Source organism: Candidatus Nitrospira bockiana (genome assembly GCF_965152565.1).
This window is the reverse complement of record NZ_OZ224215.1, coordinates 209,918-228,722: the sequence shown is the minus strand read 5'-3', so window position 1 is coordinate 228,722 and position 18,805 is coordinate 209,918. Positions and strand designations below refer to the sequence as shown.

Below are 18,805 nucleotides of genomic sequence, written 5' to 3'. Positions count from 1 at the left end.
GTCCGCCGTTTACTTCGGTTCGTCGTTCCGGTGGGCGTTCCGCCAGCGTACGTAGTCGATGCTCCAACGGTAGTTCTGGTTGAAGTGCTTGGGCTCACGAAGGTAGGCGCCCTGCACCCCGCCGGCGAAGATCTTGTCGCCCCGCTCGCGGTAGACCGGATCCCCGGTCATCTTGTAGACCCATCCGTACAAGGGCGCGATCAAGAGGTTGAGGTCGGGAGCGGGATGTTCCCCGCCGTGTGAAAAGCTCCGGTCCGTGTATTTGAACGCCTTGGCCCCCTCCACCCAAAGGTGCTCCCACATCCAGTCCGCCCCCGTCTTGAGCGCCGGCAGCACTTTCGGGTCTTGCGTCTTGTCGTACCACAGGATCAAGGCCTCCGCCGTCAATGCGGCCATAAAGGGCCGGACATATTCAGCCGTCCGGCTCACGAACCACTGCTCGTAATGGCCCAAGGCCAGGCCGACGAGACGTTCCACCTCCTGCCGGTCGTTGTAGCCGACGCGCTCGGCCAGCAGCTTCGACTGGATGTTGTAGGCCACCTCACGGCTCCGGTCGATCTTCTTCAGCCACTCCGTGGGTTCATGGCGCGCGAACGCGGCGCGGCCGGCCATCTCGATCAGCGCCTGCTTCGAGTCTTCGTCCTTGGTCCGCTCATAGTGCATGAGCAGTCCGTGAGGGAAGATCATCCATCCCGCCGCCTTGTACTGGTTCGGCTTCAAGTAGCCGTCGCGATACGCCTTGAGGGCCGCCTCCGCGCAGGCGTTCCAATCCGATTGCCCCGTGTAGTCGCCGATTTGGTAGTACACGCGGGCGGCATCATAGTAGTTGTCGCCGGAGCGGCAAAACTTCTGGCCGTAGACCTGCATGTGCTCTTTCCAGACGTCCACGGCAAACTGCGCACAGGCCGTGGAGGAGAGAAGGAACAGCAGCAAGCCGGCGACGATCCCGAGGGGGACGGCTTGGCTCGAGCGTGGATGAGCAGCGGCGGGCATCACGCGCATGATGCCACCCTAGTGGACGCCGCTCCTGCATTTCAAGAAGTGAAAACGGTGTAGGTCCACCGGGCAGGGAACGGCCTAGGTGCGGTCGGCCCGAAGTTGGACCGCTTGCAATCCGATGATCGTTTTGGCGTCGCGAATGGTGCCGTCCTCGATCGACTTCAGCGCCTTGTCCAGCGGCATCTCGACGATCTCGAGCACTTCGTCACGATCGAGCTGTTGGGTGCCGGGAAGCAGACCGCGCGCGACGAACAGATGCATGACCTCGTCGGTAAAGCCCGGGGCCGTGAAAAACGTGGCCAGCTTGTCGAGCTGCGCCGCCCGGAAGCCGATTTCCTCCTCCAGCTCGCGCGCGGCGCAGAGATCCGGCGCTTCACCCGGATGGAGCTTTCCGGCCGGGATCTCGTAAATGAACCCGCCCGCCGCCAACCGGAACTGCCGGATCAAAACCACCGTGCGCGCATCCTTCATCGGGACGATGGCGGCCGCCCCGGGATGACGCACCACCTCCAGCTCGACCGCGACGCCATTCGGGAGCATCACCGTCTCGAGGTTCAGGGTCACGACGCGACCCGTGTAGATCGTCTTGACCATCGCAGACCTTCGGGCCTCAGGCGCTCGGGCGACGATAGAAGGGCGGCTTCACGACGACGGCGGGGAGCGGTTTCCCGCGGAGATCGATGACCAGCGAGGCGCCCACGGAGGCCTGCTCAGGAGGAACATAGCCGAGGCCGATCCCCTTCTGGAGATGCGGCGACAGGTTCCCGCTCGTCACCTCTCCGATCACCGGTCCACCCTGGCTCGCCAGAATTCGACAGCCGTGCCGGGGGACGCCTTTTTCGACCAACTCGAAGGCCACCAGCCGTCGCTGTAGACCGTGCTGGCGTTGCCGGAGGAGGGCCTCGCGGCCGATGAACGGTCCCTTTGTCAGGCTCACGATCCAGTCGGCGCCGGCCTCCAATGGCGTGGTCTCCTCGGTAATGTCGTTCCCGTACAACAGATACCCCATGTCCAAGCGCAGCAGATCACGCGCCCCCAACCCCGCCGGTTTCACCCCCGACGGCTTTCCGGCATCCAACACGGCCTGCCACAGATCCAAGCTGATCGCCGCCGGGCAGTAGAGCTCGTATCCCAACTCACCGGTGTACCCGGTCCTCGTGATCCAGACCCTCTCTCCGAGCATCGAGACACTGGCGCAGTGTCTGGGCTTGAGGGCGGCCACTTCGCCGACGCCCAGGCGGAGAAGGATGTCCCGTGAGGCCGGCCCCTGCAGGGCCATCTGAGCCCAGACGGCCGACCGATCGATGAGCTCGACCTGCGCCGCGCCGCGGCGCTGCTCGTCCAGCCAACGCAGGATCTTCTCGCGATTGGAGGCATTCACGCAGAGGAGGAAGGTGTCGCTGTCGAGACGGTAGACAAAGATGTCGTCCTTGATGCCGCCCTCGGCGTTGCAGACCATGGAGTAGTGGGATGCGAGAACGGCGAGCGTCGCGACGTCGTTGGTCGTCACACGCTGGAGAAACGGCACGCCGCCCGAACCGCGCACCTCGATCCGTCCCATGTGGCTGACATCGAACAAGCCGGCCGCTTGCCGCACCGCTCGATACTCGTCGACGACGCCGCTGTACTGGATGGGCATCTCCCAGCCGGCGAAATCGACCAGGCGGCCGCCGGCGGTACGATGCGCTTCGAACAACGGGGTCCGCTTCATTTCTGATCCGTTTCCGCTCTAACGTCTATCTCAAGTCCAGCAACTCGATCTCGAACGTCAATGTCGCATCGGATGGAATCACGCCGCCCGCCCCTCGGGATCCATAGGCCAACTCGGGGGGGATGATCAGCTTTCGCTTCCCGCCGATCTTCATGCCCAGCACACCCTCGTCCCATCCTTTGATGACCTGTCCGGCTCCCACTCGAAAGGAAAACGGTTTGTTGCGGTCCACGGAGCTGTCGAACTTCGTGCCGTCGGCCAGCCAACCGGTATAGTGCACGGTCGCGGTATCTCCCAGATCCGCCTCGCGCCCGGTCCCCGGCTGGATGTCGGCGTACTGAAGCCCCGACTCCGTCCGGGTCATCGCGGTGGTTCCGCCCGCGCCCTGGACCGCTTCCGCGGCGTGGATCACGGAGGTGAGCGCCAGGAACAGACCGAGGACCGTGAAGGCGGGCGGCCGCTTCTCCCTGCCCTTCATCCACCGTCTCCATTGTGAAGCGGGACTGGCCGAAGACCGCATCGGTCGGGTCGTCATGTGCCGGGTTCCGAAAACAAGGCAAGGCTGGCCGTATAGCCGTGGAGGAAATTGGTGCGGCCCACGGGGCCGATTTCGCCTTGAGCGAAGAAACCGGCCAGCGGGATCTCCCCGATCCGCTCACGCACCACTGACACGTCGTGATGCGGGCGACCGAAGAGCCCGCGGCCGCGGCCGCAGCAACTGAACAGGAGACCGCCTAAAGCCGGCTTCTTGTGTCGGGCGCGATCGGCGGCCAGCAGCAGGTGCAGATCTTCGCTGGCCGAGTGTGCATCCCGCACATGAAATTGAACCGTCTGGCCTTCCTTGATCATATCGCCGATGGCCACGCTCCCCGAGGTGCGGTCCGCGCCGATCAGATTCCGAACGAGGAAATCGCCCCGCTCGAACCGGTTTCGCTGCTCGTCCATGACGATGCCGACGTGCAGCGCGTTCTGCACCAGGTTGCGCTCCTCGTTGGAAAGCGATTCGAACATCGACTGGAGTCGTTCGAGGGCCGGGACGCCGCCCAGCTCATGGATCACGTTCCGCTCGGCTTTGGTCACGACATACCGTTCGCCGATCGGCCGACAGCCCTGGGAGACGATCGTCCTGACCTCGACCGGCCCTACGATCGCAGCCCCCACGAGGCCCGATTCGTACACCGCGTCGTTCAAGATCAGGCGATTCTCACCCAGATCGCTCCCGCCTCCGGCCATGCCTCCGACCGCAAGCGCTCCGGGGCATTCGTCCTCCACCATGGAGAGGACGTCGTCCATGGGCGTCGAGAATGGATCGGCGAACAGTAAAAAGGTGGGATTGTCGGCGGCCGTCGTCAGCCTTTCCGGCCACCCCGCGACCGTGAACCGCTCTTCTTCGAAGGACAGGCGCAGCGGCGTGAGGTCCGCCCCGGGAAGCCGGCCGGCCCACAGCGTGACGGCGGCCGCGCGCTCGATTTCCTGGTCGCCGCTGATGACGCCTTCACCCGTACAACCGAGGAGCAGGCGCGGACGAAGGGTGTCCCCGATGAAGCCCGCCACATCGCCGGCGCGATCCGCGTGATGAGCGGAGAGAAACAGGCAGGCAAGATCGACCGTGCCGCCTCCGAGACAGGCCCGAACCGAATCGACCAATGATCGGCCGGCGGCGATGGGATCGAGCTCACGCGAGACGGCGGACGCAAATTGCATCGTCGACCTCCAACGGGGTCAGTCTAACAACCGCCTCTCGCTCTTGTCCATCGGAGGCATCCGTTATTCGCGGAGATTCGTTACTCGTCAAGGGGAAGACGATCGCCGCGGTCTTGCTGCAACTTTTTGTAGTAGCGCCAAATGAAGGAATGATAGTCATCGAGCTGCGCGAGCAGGTAGTGCAGCTCGGTCGGATCCTCCGTCTCCAGGGCTCGAAGCATCCGGTTCTGGAGGAACGCCGAAAAGGCCTGCGTCTTTTCGATGGCGGTCAGGAGCCGTAACCCGCCGCCCATTTGATACTCTGCCATGGTCCCTCTCTGCTACCCCGGACGGGGTAGGCGCAGGATAAAGGCCACCCCGGTGAAATGCAATGGGTCTACCGAGCGGGGAGCGGGGCCTCCAGCAACGCTTTCAGCTTCGACAATGAAATGGCCTCGATGCGGCGATCGTCGCGCCCCACCATGGTCACCGCGGTGGTGAGCGCGTTGAGAATCGCCTCTTCGGCGGCCTCCGCAGTCGCGGTAAAGAGCGGATTCAGGTGTGTGTCCGCGAGGTGCGTCATCGTAAACGTCGGCCTCTCCGGATCGTGAGGGATGACGTTCGCCGTCGAGAACGCGAGGATGAAGTCCCCGCTCCCATGGCGAACGGTCGAGCCCGTTCGGGCAAGGCCGACGACCGCCCGCTTGGCAACCCGGCCGAGTTGTCGGGCGTCGATCGGCGCATCGGTCGCAATGACGATGATGATCGACCCTTCCGCTCCTCGCCCGCCGCCCTCGGCCGCCTGACCGTAGCGCCGGCCGACCGGCACACCGTTGACGATCAATTCCTCCCGCCGACCATGGTTTGCGTTGACGAGCACACCGACGGTGTAGCCGCCCTCTCCGTCCGGGAGCCGGCGAGAAGCGGTGCCGATGCCCCCTTTGAATCCATAGGAGACCATGCCGGTCCCCGCCCCCACGCTTCCTTCGGCCACCGGACCGCCGCTTGCGGTGTCGAGCGCCCGGACCACGTCCTCTTCGGTCACGTGTCGGCCCTGGATGTCGTTCAAGCGGCTGTCGTCGCATTCCGCGACGACCGGGGTGAGCGTGTCGTCTGAAATGCCGATTCCGGGATAACGTCGGATCATCCAGGTCATGACCCCGTTCGCCACCCGCGGGACGTTCAGCGTATTGGTCAAGGCGATGGGATATTCCAGAAAACCGGCTTCGCTCACCCACGCGAGCCCCGTCATTTCCCCGGTTCCGTTGAGCACGAACGCGGCCGCCGGCGCCTTGTTCCGCCACACGTCGTCGCGCGGAATCACGACCGTCACCCCCGTGCGCACGGGCCCCACTCCCGGCATCAGGCGACCGCTGCCCCGGATCAGGGTCGCATGACCGACCTTGACCCCCGCGACATCGGTGATGGCGTTGAACGAGCCCGGCTGGTACCGCCCGATGGTGATCCCCAGCTCGCGGACCCGCGCACGGGACTCCTCGAGCACGGCTCCGGCTGCTGGCCGCGCCCCGGACTCTCCCATGAGACCCGACACGGAGTCGAAGCCGAGAAGACCGAGCACGATGGCGGCCAAGGCGAGGGCCCGCGTCCGTCGGAGAGGTCCAGTCATGGCAGATAATGGCTGGCCTTCGAGTGATGGGCAAAGGCGTAATAGACGACGACCCACTCTCTGTCGAATCCCACTTGAAGCTCGTCGGTTCCGATGCCGCCGCCCGCGACGGTCAACTCGTACAGGTCGCTCGGCACGGCGCTCAATGCGGGAACCAAAAACGGAAGCGGCCGTGTGAAATTGACCTGAAAATATTTCGCGTCCAAGAATTGATAGCGGATCAACGCACCCGTATCAATCGCCTCGAGGTGATCCGGCGCGCCGAGACGCTCGACGATCTCCCCCAACGCCGTCTTCCCGGGAACGATGAACGCGACATCGTCCGGGTGGATGATGTCGTTGACGCTGACTCGCCGCCAGGACAAGGGACAGGCTTGCAGCAGCAGGGCCAAGAGGCACACCAGCGAGGCCGAGGCCCAGCGGGTGACGAGGGCCCGCTCAGTCCCCGAACGGCCAGAATTGCAGCTTGGGCGGCGGCTTTTGACGTCCAAAGACCACGTGTTGCAGGATCCCGTCGCGGTCAAAGAAGACGTAGAGATCGTTCCCCTTGATGTTGGTCCGTGAGAAGAACAACACGGTCCCCGACTTGAGCGCATAATTGTAATAGTGGAAAATCTCACGGTCGTTGACCTCGATGATGCGCTCGGGCGCGCCGAGCTGAGAGGCGACGTCTTGACGCGTCGAGACGCCGACTTTGAGCGATTCGATGTCGGCAGGATTGAAGTCGTCCCCGTAGTTGCCCCGGAGAAACGCACATCCGGGCAGGACGAGGAACATGAGGAACATGAGGGCGAACAGAGCGAGTCGGCCGGAGCGCCCCGGCCGGGGGGCGGCCCATTCACAGGACAAAGTCGACCTCCCACACGCGGTAGGTGGTGGGCGTCAGCCCGAGTGTCCGGTAAACCTGCTGCGCCACCGCGTTGTCCTGCTCGACGTAGAGGCGGAGACCGCACACGTCTTTCCGGCCCCTGGCCTCGGACAGCACCGAGTCGTATAAGCGCCGGTACACGCCGCGCCGCCGCCATGCACGGTCGACGTACACGCTTTGAATCCACCAAAACACGCCGTTGCGCCAGTCGCTCCATTCGTAGGTGACGAGAAGCTGGCCCACGACCGCCGAGCGCGGACCATCCCGGTGCTCGGCGACCAAATAGAACCCATGGGCCGGAGTCCGGATCACCGCCCGGGTGCCTTGTTCCAGGCGGTCCTGATCGAGCGAGCGGCCTTCGGTCTCCTGAGCCATCGCGGCGCTGAAGCGAACGAGTGTGGCCACGTCCGCTTCTTGAGCCCGTCGTACGGCGAGACGATCCAGCAGGCGGGTCACGGTCGCTCCCGTGCACCGGGCGATCGAGCCAGCCAGCCGGGCTGCGGCCGGTACAGGCCCGCCGAGAACTCCATCTTCATCGCGTCTTCCGCCAACAGATTGACCCGATACAGTTGCGCTTCCGGAACGAAGGCCAGGTATCCGGTGAACGGGTGTATCGCGGTCGGCACGAAGATCATCGCCAGGGGACCCCTCGGATCGACTTGAAGCGGCGGCGGGGCGGCCCCCATGATGAAGCCCAGCGCCCATAAGCCCTGACGCGGGAAGGGGAACACCACGACGGCGCTTCGACCGAAGCGCTCGCGGAACTTGAAGAGATCGGTCATGCCCTTGAGCGTCAGGTAAATGCTCCGCACCAGTGGAATCCGGCGAAACCCTTCCTCCGTCAAATTGAGCACCCCTTGGCCGGCGACGTGGGTGGCCACCATCCCTGCGAGCAGGATAAGGGCCACGAGCGAGAGCAGGCCGAGTCCCGGGATGTCGGACCGCAGCGCCGGTCCCAGCACGTCGCTCAGCAGCCCGTCGAGCGTGGTGAAGAGGGCCTGCAAGATCAGAAACGTGCCCCATGCCGGAAGCAGGACGAAGAGACCCGTGAGAAAGTAGCGCCTGCCGCTTTTCATCCACCGTGTCACCATGACGTACCACTCGCGCGTCAGTCTACCAGATTCGTCCCTCCCTTCACACGGTCAGAGGCGGCGTCGCGGGCTTGATCTTGCCCCCTGAATTCATTAGGGTAGCGTCAGCCAGGGAGGATGCGATGGAACAGACAAGAGAGTCCGGCAGAGTGAACATCGACAAAGATCTGTTGGCGATCCTCTGTTGCCCGGAAACCAAGCAGGATGTCACGCTGGCGCCCCAAGCATTGATCGATCGCCTCAATGAGAAGATCGCAAAAGGTGAGCTCAGAAACAAGGTCGGACAGGCCGTGGGGGAAAAGCTGGACGGCGGCCTGATGCGGGCGGACAAGAAGATTCTCTATCCGATTCGGGAAGATATTCCGGTGATGCTGATCGAAGAAGGGATTCCGCTCGAGGGACTTGCTTGATGGCCGGCAGGTGAGTGGCGCCGCTTACGGGAGCACCAAGCGGACTTCGCCGGCTTCCTTATCGGTTTTCGACCCGGTCGACGTCCCGCATTGCGCGCACAAATACTCGTAGAGATTGCCGGTCGGCAGGACGAGGAGCAGTCGCTCGCGGGTCGGGGTCGCCTGACGGCACGTCGGGCAGTACAAGAGCGAGGCCCGAAAAGCGCGAAAGTCTCCTGATTCTTGTCTGGCTCGCCGCGCCCCCGGTTGAGCGCCCGGCCTTTTCGAAGAAAATCCGGCCATGTCCCCGTTACTCCTCGTCGTCATCCCCGGGTGTCCGACGGCGAGCCTGGAGCACCCACCACATCGATCGCCCGAGCTGAACCGTCACGTAGACTGACGCCCCGATCAGCAACCCGTAGAGTCCCGCGCGCTGAATCGGCCAGAGATCGGGGGCATGCAAGACCACCCCCAACACGATATGGCCCCCGATACCGACGGAGAGCGCGAAGATCGCGCATTCCCGTCCGATCGAAGTCTTCCGGAGATTGTCCATGCGATCCGCTCCTCTCACTGGGCGGTGAGTCATAGAGCGCCGGATGGAATGGGGATCTAGACTGAACTCTTGGAAGACTCGATTTCGGTGGCCGTAATCAGGCTGGTGAGGTAATCGGAGACGAACAACAAGGCTTCTTCACGACCGTCGGCGCGCCTCCCTTTCTCCCGGCGCTGCACCGACAGTTCGTGGTCGAGATCCGATTTGACGTCGGTCAAGACGCGTTGCAGTGAAGACGGCGTCAGGTTCGTGTCCATGTCTTCCAACTCCTGACACCGGTCCAATACCCAGTTCAGCCCTTCGATGCGGCCGGCGTAGTGCTCCTGGTCCGCGGAGTCGAGCCGCGCCATCGTCGTGGCGAAGGTCTGCGCCTCGTACACCAGGTTGTAAAAGCTCGTCACTGCCCGTTGCAAGGTCGGATTCATACGTCTCCTCTTCGTTGAAATCCTCCTCATTATACATGAGAAGGACCTGACGACAAACGATTTTTTCCCTTATGTGAAGAGAAGGTCGTGGAATTCCGACATGAAGCCGTAGTAGAGCGGGGCGAAATCTTTCAAGCTGTCGGGGCTGGTTTCCTTCAATCGCTTGAAGAAAAAGACTTGATGCCGGGGATCGAGCTGTTCCAGCAATTGACCGAGCTTCGCCATCGTAAAACTGCCCGACGGCACGCTCAGGACGTAGTGCACCAGCCGCTCGACAAACTGCTGGGCAACATAGTCGCTGGTGATCACGCCTTCTGGAAGGTGGCCGGTCGAAAGATATTCGTCGAAGGGAACGGCTTGCGCCGCGAAGGGCACCGTCGAGGGCGAACTGGGCATTCGGTCGTCTGTCACAGGCGTCGGGGTTCACTCTACCGAACGCCCCGGCGGGCGTCAAGGCATGGCGATACGCGGGAAGGGAGAAGAGAAAAGAAGAGGGCAGGAGCCCTGATGGACTCCTGCCCATGTTCTGAACCGGCCTCCGTCCTAGATTACAGCCAGTTCACGCGTTCGGCGGGCCGAATGTAGATCGGCTCCTCCACCTGGATGCGCGCCACCTCCTTGCCCGACTTGTTGAACCCCAGCACGGTGTCGTTGTACATCTCAAAGCGCTTCCCGTGGATCTGGGTCTCAAACACCTTCGGGCCCGGAATGACGTCGTACCGGAAGACGATCTGCTGGCTCGCGCGCCACAGCTGCAGCACCGCCAACAGCTCCCGGCTCGGCACCAGGTACTTCTCGATCGCGTTGTCCACCCCCGGCCCGAACATCTGCCGGGCGTAGCCCCGCGGGCTCCACCGCGGCGGGATGTAGTAGCCGTTGGGCTCCGTCCCCCACTGCGGGTACAGGGGCAGCGCCACCTGCTCCACCCGGATCGCGAAGTAGAGCGGGTGCCACCGGTCCTCCGCCCACAGGCCGTCCTCGCCGATGCGCACCAGGCTCTGCATGCGGATCTTCCCCACGCACGCCGCCATACAGCGCGTCTCCATCGGCTCGCCGCCCGTCAGCGGGTCCTTCCCCTCGATCCGCGGATAGCACGCGATGCACTTCTCGCTCACCCGCGTCGTGCCCCGGTACATCGGCTTCTTGTACGGGCACTGCTCCACGCACTTCTTGTACCCCCGGCACCGGTTCTGGTCGATCAGCACGATCCCGTCCTCCGGCCGCTTGTAGATGGCCTTGCGCGGACAGGCCGCCAGACACCCCGGGTACGTGCAGTGGTTGCAGATCCGCTGCAGGTAGAAGAAGAACGTCTCATGCTCCGGCAGGCTGCTGCCTTGGAGCTTCCAGGGTTCGTCTCGCGAGAACCCGGTCTTGTCGATGCCTTCGACGATCGCGCGCATCGACGTCGCCGTGTCCTCGTAGATGTTCACGAACCGCCACTCTTGGTCCGTCGGGATGTAGCCGATCGCCGCCTGGCCGATCTTGGCCCCCGCGTCGAAGATCGTCATCCCTTCGAACACCCCGTACGGCGCATGGTGCTTACGCCCGACGCGCACGTTCCACACCTGCCCCCCGGGGTTCACCTGCTCGATCAGCTGCGTGATCTTCACGTCGTAGAACTGCGGGTACCCGCCGTACGGCTTGGTCTCCACGTTGTTCCACCACATGTACTCCTGCCCTTTGCTGAACAGCCACGTCGACTTGTCCGCCATCGAGCAGGTCTGGCACGCCAGACACCGATTGATGTTGAACACGAAGGCAAACTGCCACTTCGGATGCCGCTCCTCGTAGGGATAGAGCATCTTCCGCCCCAGTTGCCAGTTATAGACTTCCGGCATCGTTCGCTCCTTTCAGTCGCGAAGTCGTTATTCGTTCTTCGTTGTTCGTTATTCGGCGGATCCCCATGGAGGAGGCCGCAAGAGCGGCCCTCCTCCCCGGTTCACCAATAACGACTCACGAATAACGAGTCACGTTTCACGATTAACGTCCTACACGTCCTACACCTTGATCTTGATGTGTTCCCCCTTGAGCCACTTGAGCATGAACTCGTTCTCCTGGCCGGGGGTGAATCCGGTCCGGACCGGCTCCCAGGGGCCGCGGGCGCCGATGCCGCCGTCCTCCGCCTTCGTGATGCGGATCAGACACTCCTTCGGCACCGTGTTGACCCCGTGGTGGTCGATCTGGAAGCCCCACTTGAACTTCCACGCCACCGCGTGCTTGCCCGGCAAGCTGTCGGTCTGGTGCATCGGCATCAGCCAGGAGCGCGTGAACGACTGCTGCGCGCCGTACCGGAAGTTCGACTGATATCCGGTATCGACCGCGATCGCGCGCCCATCCGGCCGCGTCTCGTGCCCCTTCACCGACTTCGCCGTCGCCACGTACGGCGCGTGCTTCGCCATCGTCACGTGGTACGGATACGCCGGGTTGTACTTCGCCCGGATCATCAACCGCGCCACCTTGTAGTACGGGTCACTCGGCTTCCAGCCGCGGTACGGCCGGTCCACCGGGTTGCCGTCCACGAACACGTAGTCGCCGTCGTTGATGCCCCGGTCCTTCGCCGCCTGCGGGTTGATGTGCAACTGGTGCTCGCCCACCCCCGGCGTCCGCTTGTCCATCCGGTACGGATCGCCGAAGTTGCTCTCGTAGATCTGCACCCAGTCGTTCACCGACCACTGGCTGTGCACCCGGTGCCGGGTCTTCGGGGTCACGCAGTAGAACTGATACCCCTTCTCCCACAACGGGTTGCTCTGCCGCTTGATCTCCTGCCATGGCAGCTTCAGGTTCCGCACGTGCTTGTCGTCGTGGTGCTGCGCCGTGATCGGAATCCCGTAGTCGTCCGGCCGGACGTACGGGTTCGTCGTGAAGATCGCGTTCGGCAGGTATGGCGTGGCTTCCGGCCCTTCGCGATGGACCACGAAGTTCTCGCCGTACTCGATGGCCTCCGGCTCGATCCGATAGCTCTCCAGCCGGCCCGACCGCGTCCACTGCGGCTTGCTCTCGTTGATCTCTTCCCAGAGCGGCTCGCGCGGATAGGTCCGGGTCATGACCATCCAGCCCTTCTCCGACTTCAGCATCGTATCGACGTTGTATCCATAATAGGTGCTGGAGGCGTCCAGCATCCGCTGGGGGTACACGTCCACGCGATTGAGGTAGACGAAGTGGAAGACCCCCTTCATCCGCTGATCCCCGGTCATCTCGGTCAGCTTGGCCGCGACGCCGGCGAACGTGTCCGCATCGTTCCGCGTGTCGTACAGCGGCCGGATACCCCCCTTCCAGATCTGCACCCATGGGTTCGACACCGTCATGGTCATTTCCGGATAGGTGAACTCCATCCAGCTGTTGCACGCAAACGCCACGTCCGCATGGTTCACGTCGGACGTCATCTCAATATCCTGCGTGACGATGCACTCGATATTGGGATCGACGTTCTTCACCATGTCGTAGTGGTGCTTGGAGTTGTTGAGCACGTTCACGTTGGTCACCCAGCGGAACTTGCTCGGGGTCGGCATGTGCGTCTTGCCCGTGAACACCTTGCGCCCGTACTTGGGCGTGTTCACGATCAAGGCCGTGTCGCCGTGGTTCCAGAAGCCCACGTCCTCGCCGTAGTAGTACGACTTGGTCTTGATCTCCTTGCCGTGGGCGTTGGGGTCCAGGGTCAGGTTGAACGGATCCTCGCCGGTGTGCACCGCCAAACCCGCGCCCGACCACGGCGTGGCCGTCCAGCCGCCCGCCTTGTAGTTTCCCGACCAGGTGTGGCAGCCCGACCCGAACTTCCCGATGTTGCCGGTCAGCATGAGCACCAACGCCGCGGCGCGCCCCATTTCCGTCATGTGGAAATAGTGGCAGACGCCTTCGCCGTTGTTCATCTGCGCCGGCTTGATCGTGCCGCTGTCCCGCGCCCAGCGGACGATCAGGTCCTTCGGGGCCCGGCTGATCTGATGGGTCGTATCGAGGTCGTAGTCCTGCAGGTGCACCAGGTACATCTTGTAGATCGGCATCACGTCCACTTCGCGGCCGTTCAGCAGCTTGACCCGGTACGTGCCGGTCAACGCCGCGTCGATCCCGCTGTTGAAGTAGTGCCAGCCCACCTGCTCGCGGTGCAGCGGCACGGCCTGGTTCTTAGCCAAGTCCCACACCATCATGCCGCCCAGCCGCTGGATCTGCTCGGGCTTCAAGGACTGCACCTGCCCGGAATAGCTCTTGGAGAAATCCGGGAACTGGTAGTCCTTCACGACGTCCCGCGGATCCAGGTACTGCAGCGTGTCCGTGCGGACCAGGATCGGCATGTCCGTGTAGCCCTTGATGAACTCGATATCCTGCATGTTTTCATCGAGGATGATCTTGCAGGAGCCGAGGAAAATCGCTGCGTCCGTCTCCGGCCGAAGGGGAATCCAGTAGTCGGCCCGGGTGGCGGTCGGGTTGTACTCCGGCGTGATCACGACGATCCGGGCGCCCCGCTCGATCGCCTCGAGCTTCCAGTGGGCCTCCGGCATTTTGTTCTCGACGAAGTTCTTGCCCCAGCTCGTGTTCAACTTGCTGAAGCGCATGTCCACCAGGTCCATGTCGCAGTTCTGGGTGCCGTTCCACCACGGCTGCGACGGGTCCTGGTCGCCGTGCCAGGTGTAGTTCGTCCAGTACCGGCCGCCCTGCGCCTGCTCCGGCCCCACTTTCCGGATCCAGCTGTCCAAGAGCGGCAGTACCCCGCCGTTGAACCGCGTGTTCATCATCTTGCCGACGATGCCGAGCACCGGCATGCCCGCGCGATGCTTGAAGCAGCGCGTCCCCGCGCCCTTCATCATCTCGATCATCTCCGGCGGATACCCCTGCTCGCGCAACCGCCGCGCGCCCGCCTCGCCGCTGTACTTGGTCGCAATCAACACGACCGCCTTCGCGACGTAGGTGAACGCCGTGTCCCACGACACCCGGATCATGTCGTCCAGGTACCGGCTGTCGAATTTGTACTTCCGCTTCGTGTCGGGCGTCAGCTCGGGGGAGCCGTCATCCATCCACTGCTTCCACCCCCGGCGCATCAACGGGCCCTTCAACCGATACGGCCCGTACACCCGGCGATGGAACGTGTAGCCCTTCAAGCACATCCGCGGGTTGTGCCCGAACGTCCCGCGGTTCCCGTACAGGTCCTCGTACGTCTGGTGATCGTAGTTCTGCTCCACGCGCATGACGACGCCGTTGCGCACGAACGCGCGGACGCGACAGCCGTGCGTGTCGTTCGGGGAGCAGCACCAGGTGAACGAGGAGTCGTACCGATACTGATCGTGATAGACCCGCTCCCAGGAGCGGTCCGGGTAGTCGCCGAGGGGATTGCCCACCTCGATGACCGGCTGCAAGGCCGTCAGCGCCAGCGCCTTGTCGGCGATGGCGGCCGCCGCCACGGTCCCGGCTGAGACCTTCAAAAATTGTCGCCTTGATAAAAACATCCACACACCTCCTACAGTTGATCGATCCATCGTCCAAGAATCCTCGTGGCCCGGCTCTTTCGCCTATCACCTCCTTCAATCAAGCAGCAGTCAAAACTTCACACCGATGGCTTGGAGAGAAAGCAAGGAAAGAACCAGGCGTGACAGCCGAGGAAAGACGAGTAAAAACAATCCGATCGGGAGGAGAATGGCGGCGCGCCGCCTTACGAGGTGTGTAGTCGCCGTAGCGAGGAGGGCGAGAGAAAACGCTATAACACGAAAACAGCCTTTTTAACAGCGGCTTAGACGATCATTATCCACGTTACCGTTCGGTGACAGAAAACAGTGAGGTAACGGGATGGCGACCAGAAAGAAGGTTGGAGGAAGAAAGACATCAGAGATGTCGCGCGCTTGACTTGCCCTACCCCGCCCAGTACAATCCGCACGCTTTGATACGCCCAGAGCGGGAATAGCTCAGTGGTAGAGCATCGCCTTGCCAAGGCGAGGGTCGCGGGTTCAAATCCCGTTTCCCGCTCCATTTTTTCCACACATCAGATCAGTGACCACCACCCCTTAGCACCTGACCCGGCGCTGCTGCGCTCCTTCCGGCAGACCTCGCATCCACAGCGCTCCTTCAGCTTTGAAGCAGGCATTGCTCGATGGTTCATTTTCTTTGACTTGGAATTCATTTTCTTTGACTTGAACTGAGGCCGTCGCCTGATTCTCGCTCCGACCTTACCTTCGCTCCTATCGGAGACCCCTTCCCGCTGAGCCGAGCCTCCGCACAAGCGACGCAGCCTGCTCCAGGTCTTTGTCGGAGACTGGCTCTCGGCCAAACCGGGCACGACAATAGAGGTCGGTCAGAGCAGCAACGAGCGGCTCGGCTTCGGCCCGTTGCTGGCAGACATAACGCGCAAACTCCCAAGGAGTCCATCCCGCTCGTTTCCGGAGGCCGTGTGAGGCCAGCTCGTCCAGCATGCGCTGATAGAGGCGGATGATCTGTACGTCTGCCGGGCTGTCCACACGGATCGCCTTGTGGACCCGGTGAACCAACCATGCGATGAGGAGGGCTGCCGTCACGATCCCTCCCATCACCAGGGTCGCCCCGGGCCTCATCGGCTGGGACCATCGCCCTCGCCAGACACCGACCGCGTCGCTTACCTCGGACATCCACCCGCGGAGTCGATCGCTCTGCTGCTGAAGGCCCTGCACCGCGCTGACTTGATCGCGAAAACTATACTGGACCACCAGCCGATCCCATTTGAGCCGCATCGTGTCGACAAAGCCGGTCAGTTGCCTCCACACGCGATTGGAGAGATCGAAGGGGAGGCTTGGGGTCGGATCGAAGGTCAGCCAGCCGGAGTGCGGGAAATAGACCTCCACCCAGGCATGGGCGTCTTGCTGGCGAACCGCATAGTAGTGCCCGAAGTCATTCCATTCTCCCGGCAGGAATCCCGTCACCAACCGGGCAGGAATGCCCAGCGTCCGAAGGAGCACGACCATGGCGGTCGCGTAGTGCTCGCAGTAGCCGCTCTTGCGCGTGAAGAGGAAGTCCTCGAGGGGCGTCTGGCTCACCTCGGGTGGTAGATCGAGCGTGTAGCGATAGGCTCGGAGGAGGTGATCCCTGACGGCGAGCGTCTTCGCGAAGGGGCTCGTTGCCTGGTCGGCAATCGCATGGGCCAACTCCGCAATCCGCGGGCTCAGCTCGGGAAGCTGCAGGAAGTGACGCTGGATCTCGGGAGGGTAGGCGAACGCAGCCGCCCGCCGGTCCTCCTCGGCAAGCGGTGCAGGCAGCGACAAGACCGTGTATTGAAAACGGCCGGCCCGCCCGTACAGCGACGAAATTTGCCCCATGGCGTCGTTTTGAATGGCCGTCATCCCGCCACGAATCTGTTGAACGACCGGCATCCCGAAGAGGATGTTCGTGTCCAGCGCCTCCATCAGGATGTCTTGCCGAATCGGGGAGGCGCCGGGTCGCGCGCGACCACCCGGCAGGAGGTCGAAGAGCCCGTCATCGCTTCGAAGGACCACCCGGCGGCGGCTGAAGGTATTGGTCCACGACCGGCCGGTATAGCGATCGAAGGCCGCCCCCCGAAAATAGAACGGCCCGGTCGGAGGCTCCTCGAGACCGGGAAACTGCACGCGCATGACCAACGCGGCATCCTGCTTCACAGACCCGATCGTGCCCAGGTCGACCCGCTCGGAAAACCCCGACGTCCTGATGGCCGTGCCGCTCGTGCGCTGGAAAAACCCGAAGCCCGTCCGTGGGATGAGAAAAAAGATGCCGCAGGTGACCGCCAGCGTCAGGACGGCGATCGCCGTCGTCGCCCAGAAGAACCTTCGTGTGATCGGCACCTGCGGCGGATCCGCCGCTGCGCGGCCTCGGCTCTTCGACACCGTGCCCTCCACCGCGAGGTGATGGAGCAGGAGCGCCCAGACGGCGGCGACCAGGTATGCAACGAAGGCGACCGCGTACCAGAGATCCGTCGTCAGGACCGCCGCCGACAAGAATTGGAGGAAGCTGACCGCGCACAGGTGCAGATGATCGACCGGTCGATCGAGCGTGAGCAGCTTGATCGCCATCAACACGACCAACACGAACGAGCTGGCTTGCAGGAGATCCTGAGAGCCCCAGACCATCTCGATCGCGCCGAACAGCACGCCCGCCGTCAGCGTCAGGTTCCAGAGCGGGAGTGGCAGGCGCAGCCATCGCGCGCCCGCCGGCGAGAGCGCCTGTCCCAGGCTCGCAAGCAAGGCCGCCAGCCCGACGCCGATCAGGGCCGGATGCAAATGCCCCGCGCCCCATAGTGTGAGGAAAGAGATCGTCGCCAGCCCGATGCCGCTGAAGCGGAGCGCGCGCGGCACCATCACGCCGGCTCCGGGTAGTCCGAGGCGACGAGCATTCGCGTGACACCTTGACCGATCTCCATCGCCTCCGGGTCGGGCCATGAGAGGACCATCACCGTGATCTCGCTGGCCCCGGCCTGTTCGGTAAAGGTACGCAGCGCCGTGGAGAGGGGCCGGTCGGCCGGGTCGGGCCGACAGTCGGCAAGGCCCAGGAGCAATCGATGCAACTGGACCTCTCCCATGCCATACGGCACCTCCTCGGCGCCCAATAGCAAGCGCACCTCATAGAGCCGTTCGATGAAGAAGACGCACAACGAGGCGGTGAGCGAGACGGCGTCCTCGAAACGATCCGTCGAGCCGGGCTCTGATCGAGAGAGCCGCGTGGGGAGCGCGAGGGTCACGCGACGCTGGTCCTCGGCTTCCGTCTCTCGCAGGATCAGTTGCGCCTTGCGAGCCGTGGTCTTCCAATGAATGCTCCGCGAGTCGTCCCCCGGCTGGTAGAGCCGGAGGTTATACAGGGTGGTCCCCTTGCCGCGCCGCGGCAACGCTTCCTCTTGCCCCAACGTCTCGAGATCGTCGAGCAGGAGCGGAGGCAGCGGCTTGAGCCGGGGATAGACGAGCAGATCGGCTCGCACGGGCAGGATCGCGGTCTTGTCGAAGAGGCCGAAAGGGAAGCGCGTCATCAGCGCCACCGCTTCCAGGTGAAAGCGGCCTCGCCGGTTGACCAGCAAAGGATAGTAGTGAACCGCCGTCCCGCCCGGCGCGAGATGCCGGATGTGGACGCCGCGGTCGATGAACGTCTCGCCGGCAACGTCCGCGACGCGCAAAGAAAAGACCGGGAAGCGACTCTGGCGGTTTCTGATGACGAAGGAAGCGGAGGCCGGCTGCTGGGCGTAGAGGCACGGCGGCAGCCTCCGGTCGACGGTCACGCGGTTGAAGCACTGCTCCGACAGCACGCCGGACATGATGATGAGGCTCAGCATGAGCGCGAAGAGGAGATAAAGGAGGTTCGTCCCGGTATTGATCGCGGCGACGCCGATCCCAATCGTGAGGAGCACGAACCGGACCCCGTCGGGGGTCACGCGCAAGGAACGGTTCTTGGAAAGCCGTCGGGCCAGTCGGCGGAGGCGCATGATCGAGGGCATGGCTCCTCGGGATCAGGTCGTCGGTGGACGTGAAGGCTCGGAGGATGGGG

The 18,805-nt window shown here is 63.4% G+C and carries 20 protein-coding genes and 1 tRNA gene; 2 read left to right on the top strand and 19 right to left on the bottom strand.

Annotation, left to right across the window (positions count from 1 at the left end; all coding sequences use genetic code 11):
- Positions 1-9 precede the first annotated feature (9 nt).
- The 11 genes from ACWHYV_RS01215 to ACWHYV_RS01165 form a co-directional block, all read right to left on the bottom strand.
- Positions 10-1,002: a hypothetical protein gene (locus tag ACWHYV_RS01215; RefSeq protein ID WP_447978845.1), complete on the bottom strand. Its 993-nt coding sequence runs from the start codon at positions 1,000-1,002 to the stop codon at positions 10-12.
- A 75-nt stretch (positions 1,003-1,077) separates the two neighbouring features.
- On the bottom strand, positions 1,078-1,593 hold the full coding sequence (locus ACWHYV_RS01210) for an NUDIX hydrolase (protein WP_447978844.1): 516 nt from the start codon (positions 1,591-1,593) through the stop codon (positions 1,078-1,080).
- A gap of 16 nt (positions 1,594-1,609) precedes the next feature.
- Entirely contained in the window at positions 1,610-2,710 is a 1,101-nt protein-coding gene (gcvT, locus tag ACWHYV_RS01205; RefSeq protein WP_447978843.1) for a glycine cleavage system aminomethyltransferase GcvT, read from the bottom strand.
- 25 nt (positions 2,711-2,735) lie between these two features.
- Complete coding sequence (locus ACWHYV_RS01200) at positions 2,736-3,074, bottom strand: FKBP-type peptidyl-prolyl cis-trans isomerase (protein WP_447980672.1); 339 nt, start codon at positions 3,072-3,074, stop codon at positions 2,736-2,738.
- Between the two features lie 167 nt (positions 3,075-3,241).
- Positions 3,242-4,414 (bottom strand): FIST signal transduction protein, encoded by a 1,173-nt coding sequence (locus tag ACWHYV_RS01195; protein ID WP_447978842.1) that lies wholly within the window; start codon positions 4,412-4,414, stop codon positions 3,242-3,244.
- Between the two features lie 80 nt (positions 4,415-4,494).
- Complete coding sequence (locus tag ACWHYV_RS01190; protein ID WP_447978841.1) at positions 4,495-4,722, bottom strand: hypothetical protein; 228 nt, start codon at positions 4,720-4,722, stop codon at positions 4,495-4,497.
- Positions 4,723-4,790: 68 nt separating this feature from the next.
- Complete coding sequence (locus ACWHYV_RS01185; RefSeq protein WP_447978840.1) at positions 4,791-6,020, bottom strand: DmpA family aminopeptidase; 1,230 nt, start codon at positions 6,018-6,020, stop codon at positions 4,791-4,793.
- Positions 6,017-6,412 carry a hypothetical protein gene (locus tag ACWHYV_RS01180; protein ID WP_447978839.1) on the bottom strand — a complete coding sequence of 132 codons (396 nt, stop codon included), beginning with the start codon at positions 6,410-6,412 and terminating at the stop codon, positions 6,017-6,019. Before ACWHYV_RS01180 ends, ACWHYV_RS01185 begins: the two co-directional genes overlap by 4 nt.
- A gap of 46 nt (positions 6,413-6,458) precedes the next feature.
- Positions 6,459-6,869: an outer membrane protein assembly factor BamE domain-containing protein gene (bamE, locus tag ACWHYV_RS01175; RefSeq protein ID WP_447978838.1), complete on the bottom strand. Its 411-nt coding sequence runs from the start codon at positions 6,867-6,869 to the stop codon at positions 6,459-6,461.
- On the bottom strand, positions 6,859-7,344 hold the full coding sequence (locus ACWHYV_RS01170; protein ID WP_447978837.1) for a GNAT family N-acetyltransferase: 486 nt from the start codon (positions 7,342-7,344) through the stop codon (positions 6,859-6,861). Before ACWHYV_RS01170 ends, bamE begins: the two co-directional genes overlap by 11 nt.
- Complete coding sequence (locus ACWHYV_RS01165) at positions 7,341-7,979, bottom strand: DUF502 domain-containing protein (protein WP_447978836.1); 639 nt, start codon at positions 7,977-7,979, stop codon at positions 7,341-7,343. Before ACWHYV_RS01165 ends, ACWHYV_RS01170 begins: the two co-directional genes overlap by 4 nt.
- A 122-nt stretch (positions 7,980-8,101) precedes the next feature.
- Here ACWHYV_RS01165 and ACWHYV_RS01160 point away from each other — a divergent pair, with 122 nt between their 5' ends.
- A complete protein-coding gene (locus tag ACWHYV_RS01160) occupies positions 8,102-8,389 on the top strand; it encodes a Trm112 family protein (RefSeq protein WP_447978835.1) in 288 nt (95 codons plus the stop codon).
- A 24-nt stretch (positions 8,390-8,413) separates the two neighbouring features.
- Here ACWHYV_RS01160 and ACWHYV_RS01155 read toward each other — a convergent pair whose 3' ends face one another.
- The 6 genes from ACWHYV_RS01155 to ACWHYV_RS01130 form a co-directional block, all read right to left on the bottom strand.
- A complete protein-coding gene (locus tag ACWHYV_RS01155) occupies positions 8,414-8,671 on the bottom strand; it encodes a cytoplasmic protein (protein WP_447978834.1) in 258 nt (85 codons plus the stop codon).
- 7 nt (positions 8,672-8,678) lie between these two features.
- Positions 8,679-8,924: a hypothetical protein gene (locus ACWHYV_RS01150; protein WP_447978833.1), complete on the bottom strand. Its 246-nt coding sequence runs from the start codon at positions 8,922-8,924 to the stop codon at positions 8,679-8,681.
- Between the two features lie 56 nt (positions 8,925-8,980).
- A complete protein-coding gene (locus ACWHYV_RS01145) occupies positions 8,981-9,349 on the bottom strand; it encodes a hypothetical protein (protein WP_447978832.1) in 369 nt (122 codons plus the stop codon).
- A gap of 69 nt (positions 9,350-9,418) precedes the next feature.
- On the bottom strand, positions 9,419-9,745 hold the full coding sequence (locus ACWHYV_RS01140) for a hypothetical protein (protein WP_447978831.1): 327 nt from the start codon (positions 9,743-9,745) through the stop codon (positions 9,419-9,421).
- A 152-nt stretch (positions 9,746-9,897) separates the two neighbouring features.
- Positions 9,898-11,187 (bottom strand): 4Fe-4S dicluster domain-containing protein, encoded by a 1,290-nt coding sequence (locus ACWHYV_RS01135; protein ID WP_447978830.1) that lies wholly within the window; start codon positions 11,185-11,187, stop codon positions 9,898-9,900.
- Between the two features lie 159 nt (positions 11,188-11,346).
- Positions 11,347-14,784 (bottom strand): molybdopterin-dependent oxidoreductase, encoded by a 3,438-nt coding sequence (locus ACWHYV_RS01130; RefSeq protein WP_447978829.1) that lies wholly within the window; start codon positions 14,782-14,784, stop codon positions 11,347-11,349.
- Between the two features lie 442 nt (positions 14,785-15,226).
- Here ACWHYV_RS01130 and ACWHYV_RS01125 point away from each other — a divergent pair.
- Positions 15,227-15,301: transfer RNA gene (locus tag ACWHYV_RS01125), tRNA-Gly, on the top strand.
- A gap of 209 nt (positions 15,302-15,510) precedes the next feature.
- On the opposite strand, the gene ACWHYV_RS01120 is transcribed toward ACWHYV_RS01125, so the two are convergent.
- Complete coding sequence (locus tag ACWHYV_RS01120; RefSeq protein WP_447978828.1) at positions 15,511-17,631, bottom strand: transglutaminase TgpA family protein; 2,121 nt, start codon at positions 17,629-17,631, stop codon at positions 15,511-15,513.
- Entirely contained in the window at positions 17,631-18,755 is a 1,125-nt protein-coding gene (locus ACWHYV_RS01115; protein WP_447978827.1) for a DUF58 domain-containing protein, read from the bottom strand. The genes ACWHYV_RS01120 and ACWHYV_RS01115 overlap by 1 nt, the downstream gene beginning before the upstream one ends.
- Positions 18,756-18,805: the final 50 nt, after the last annotated feature.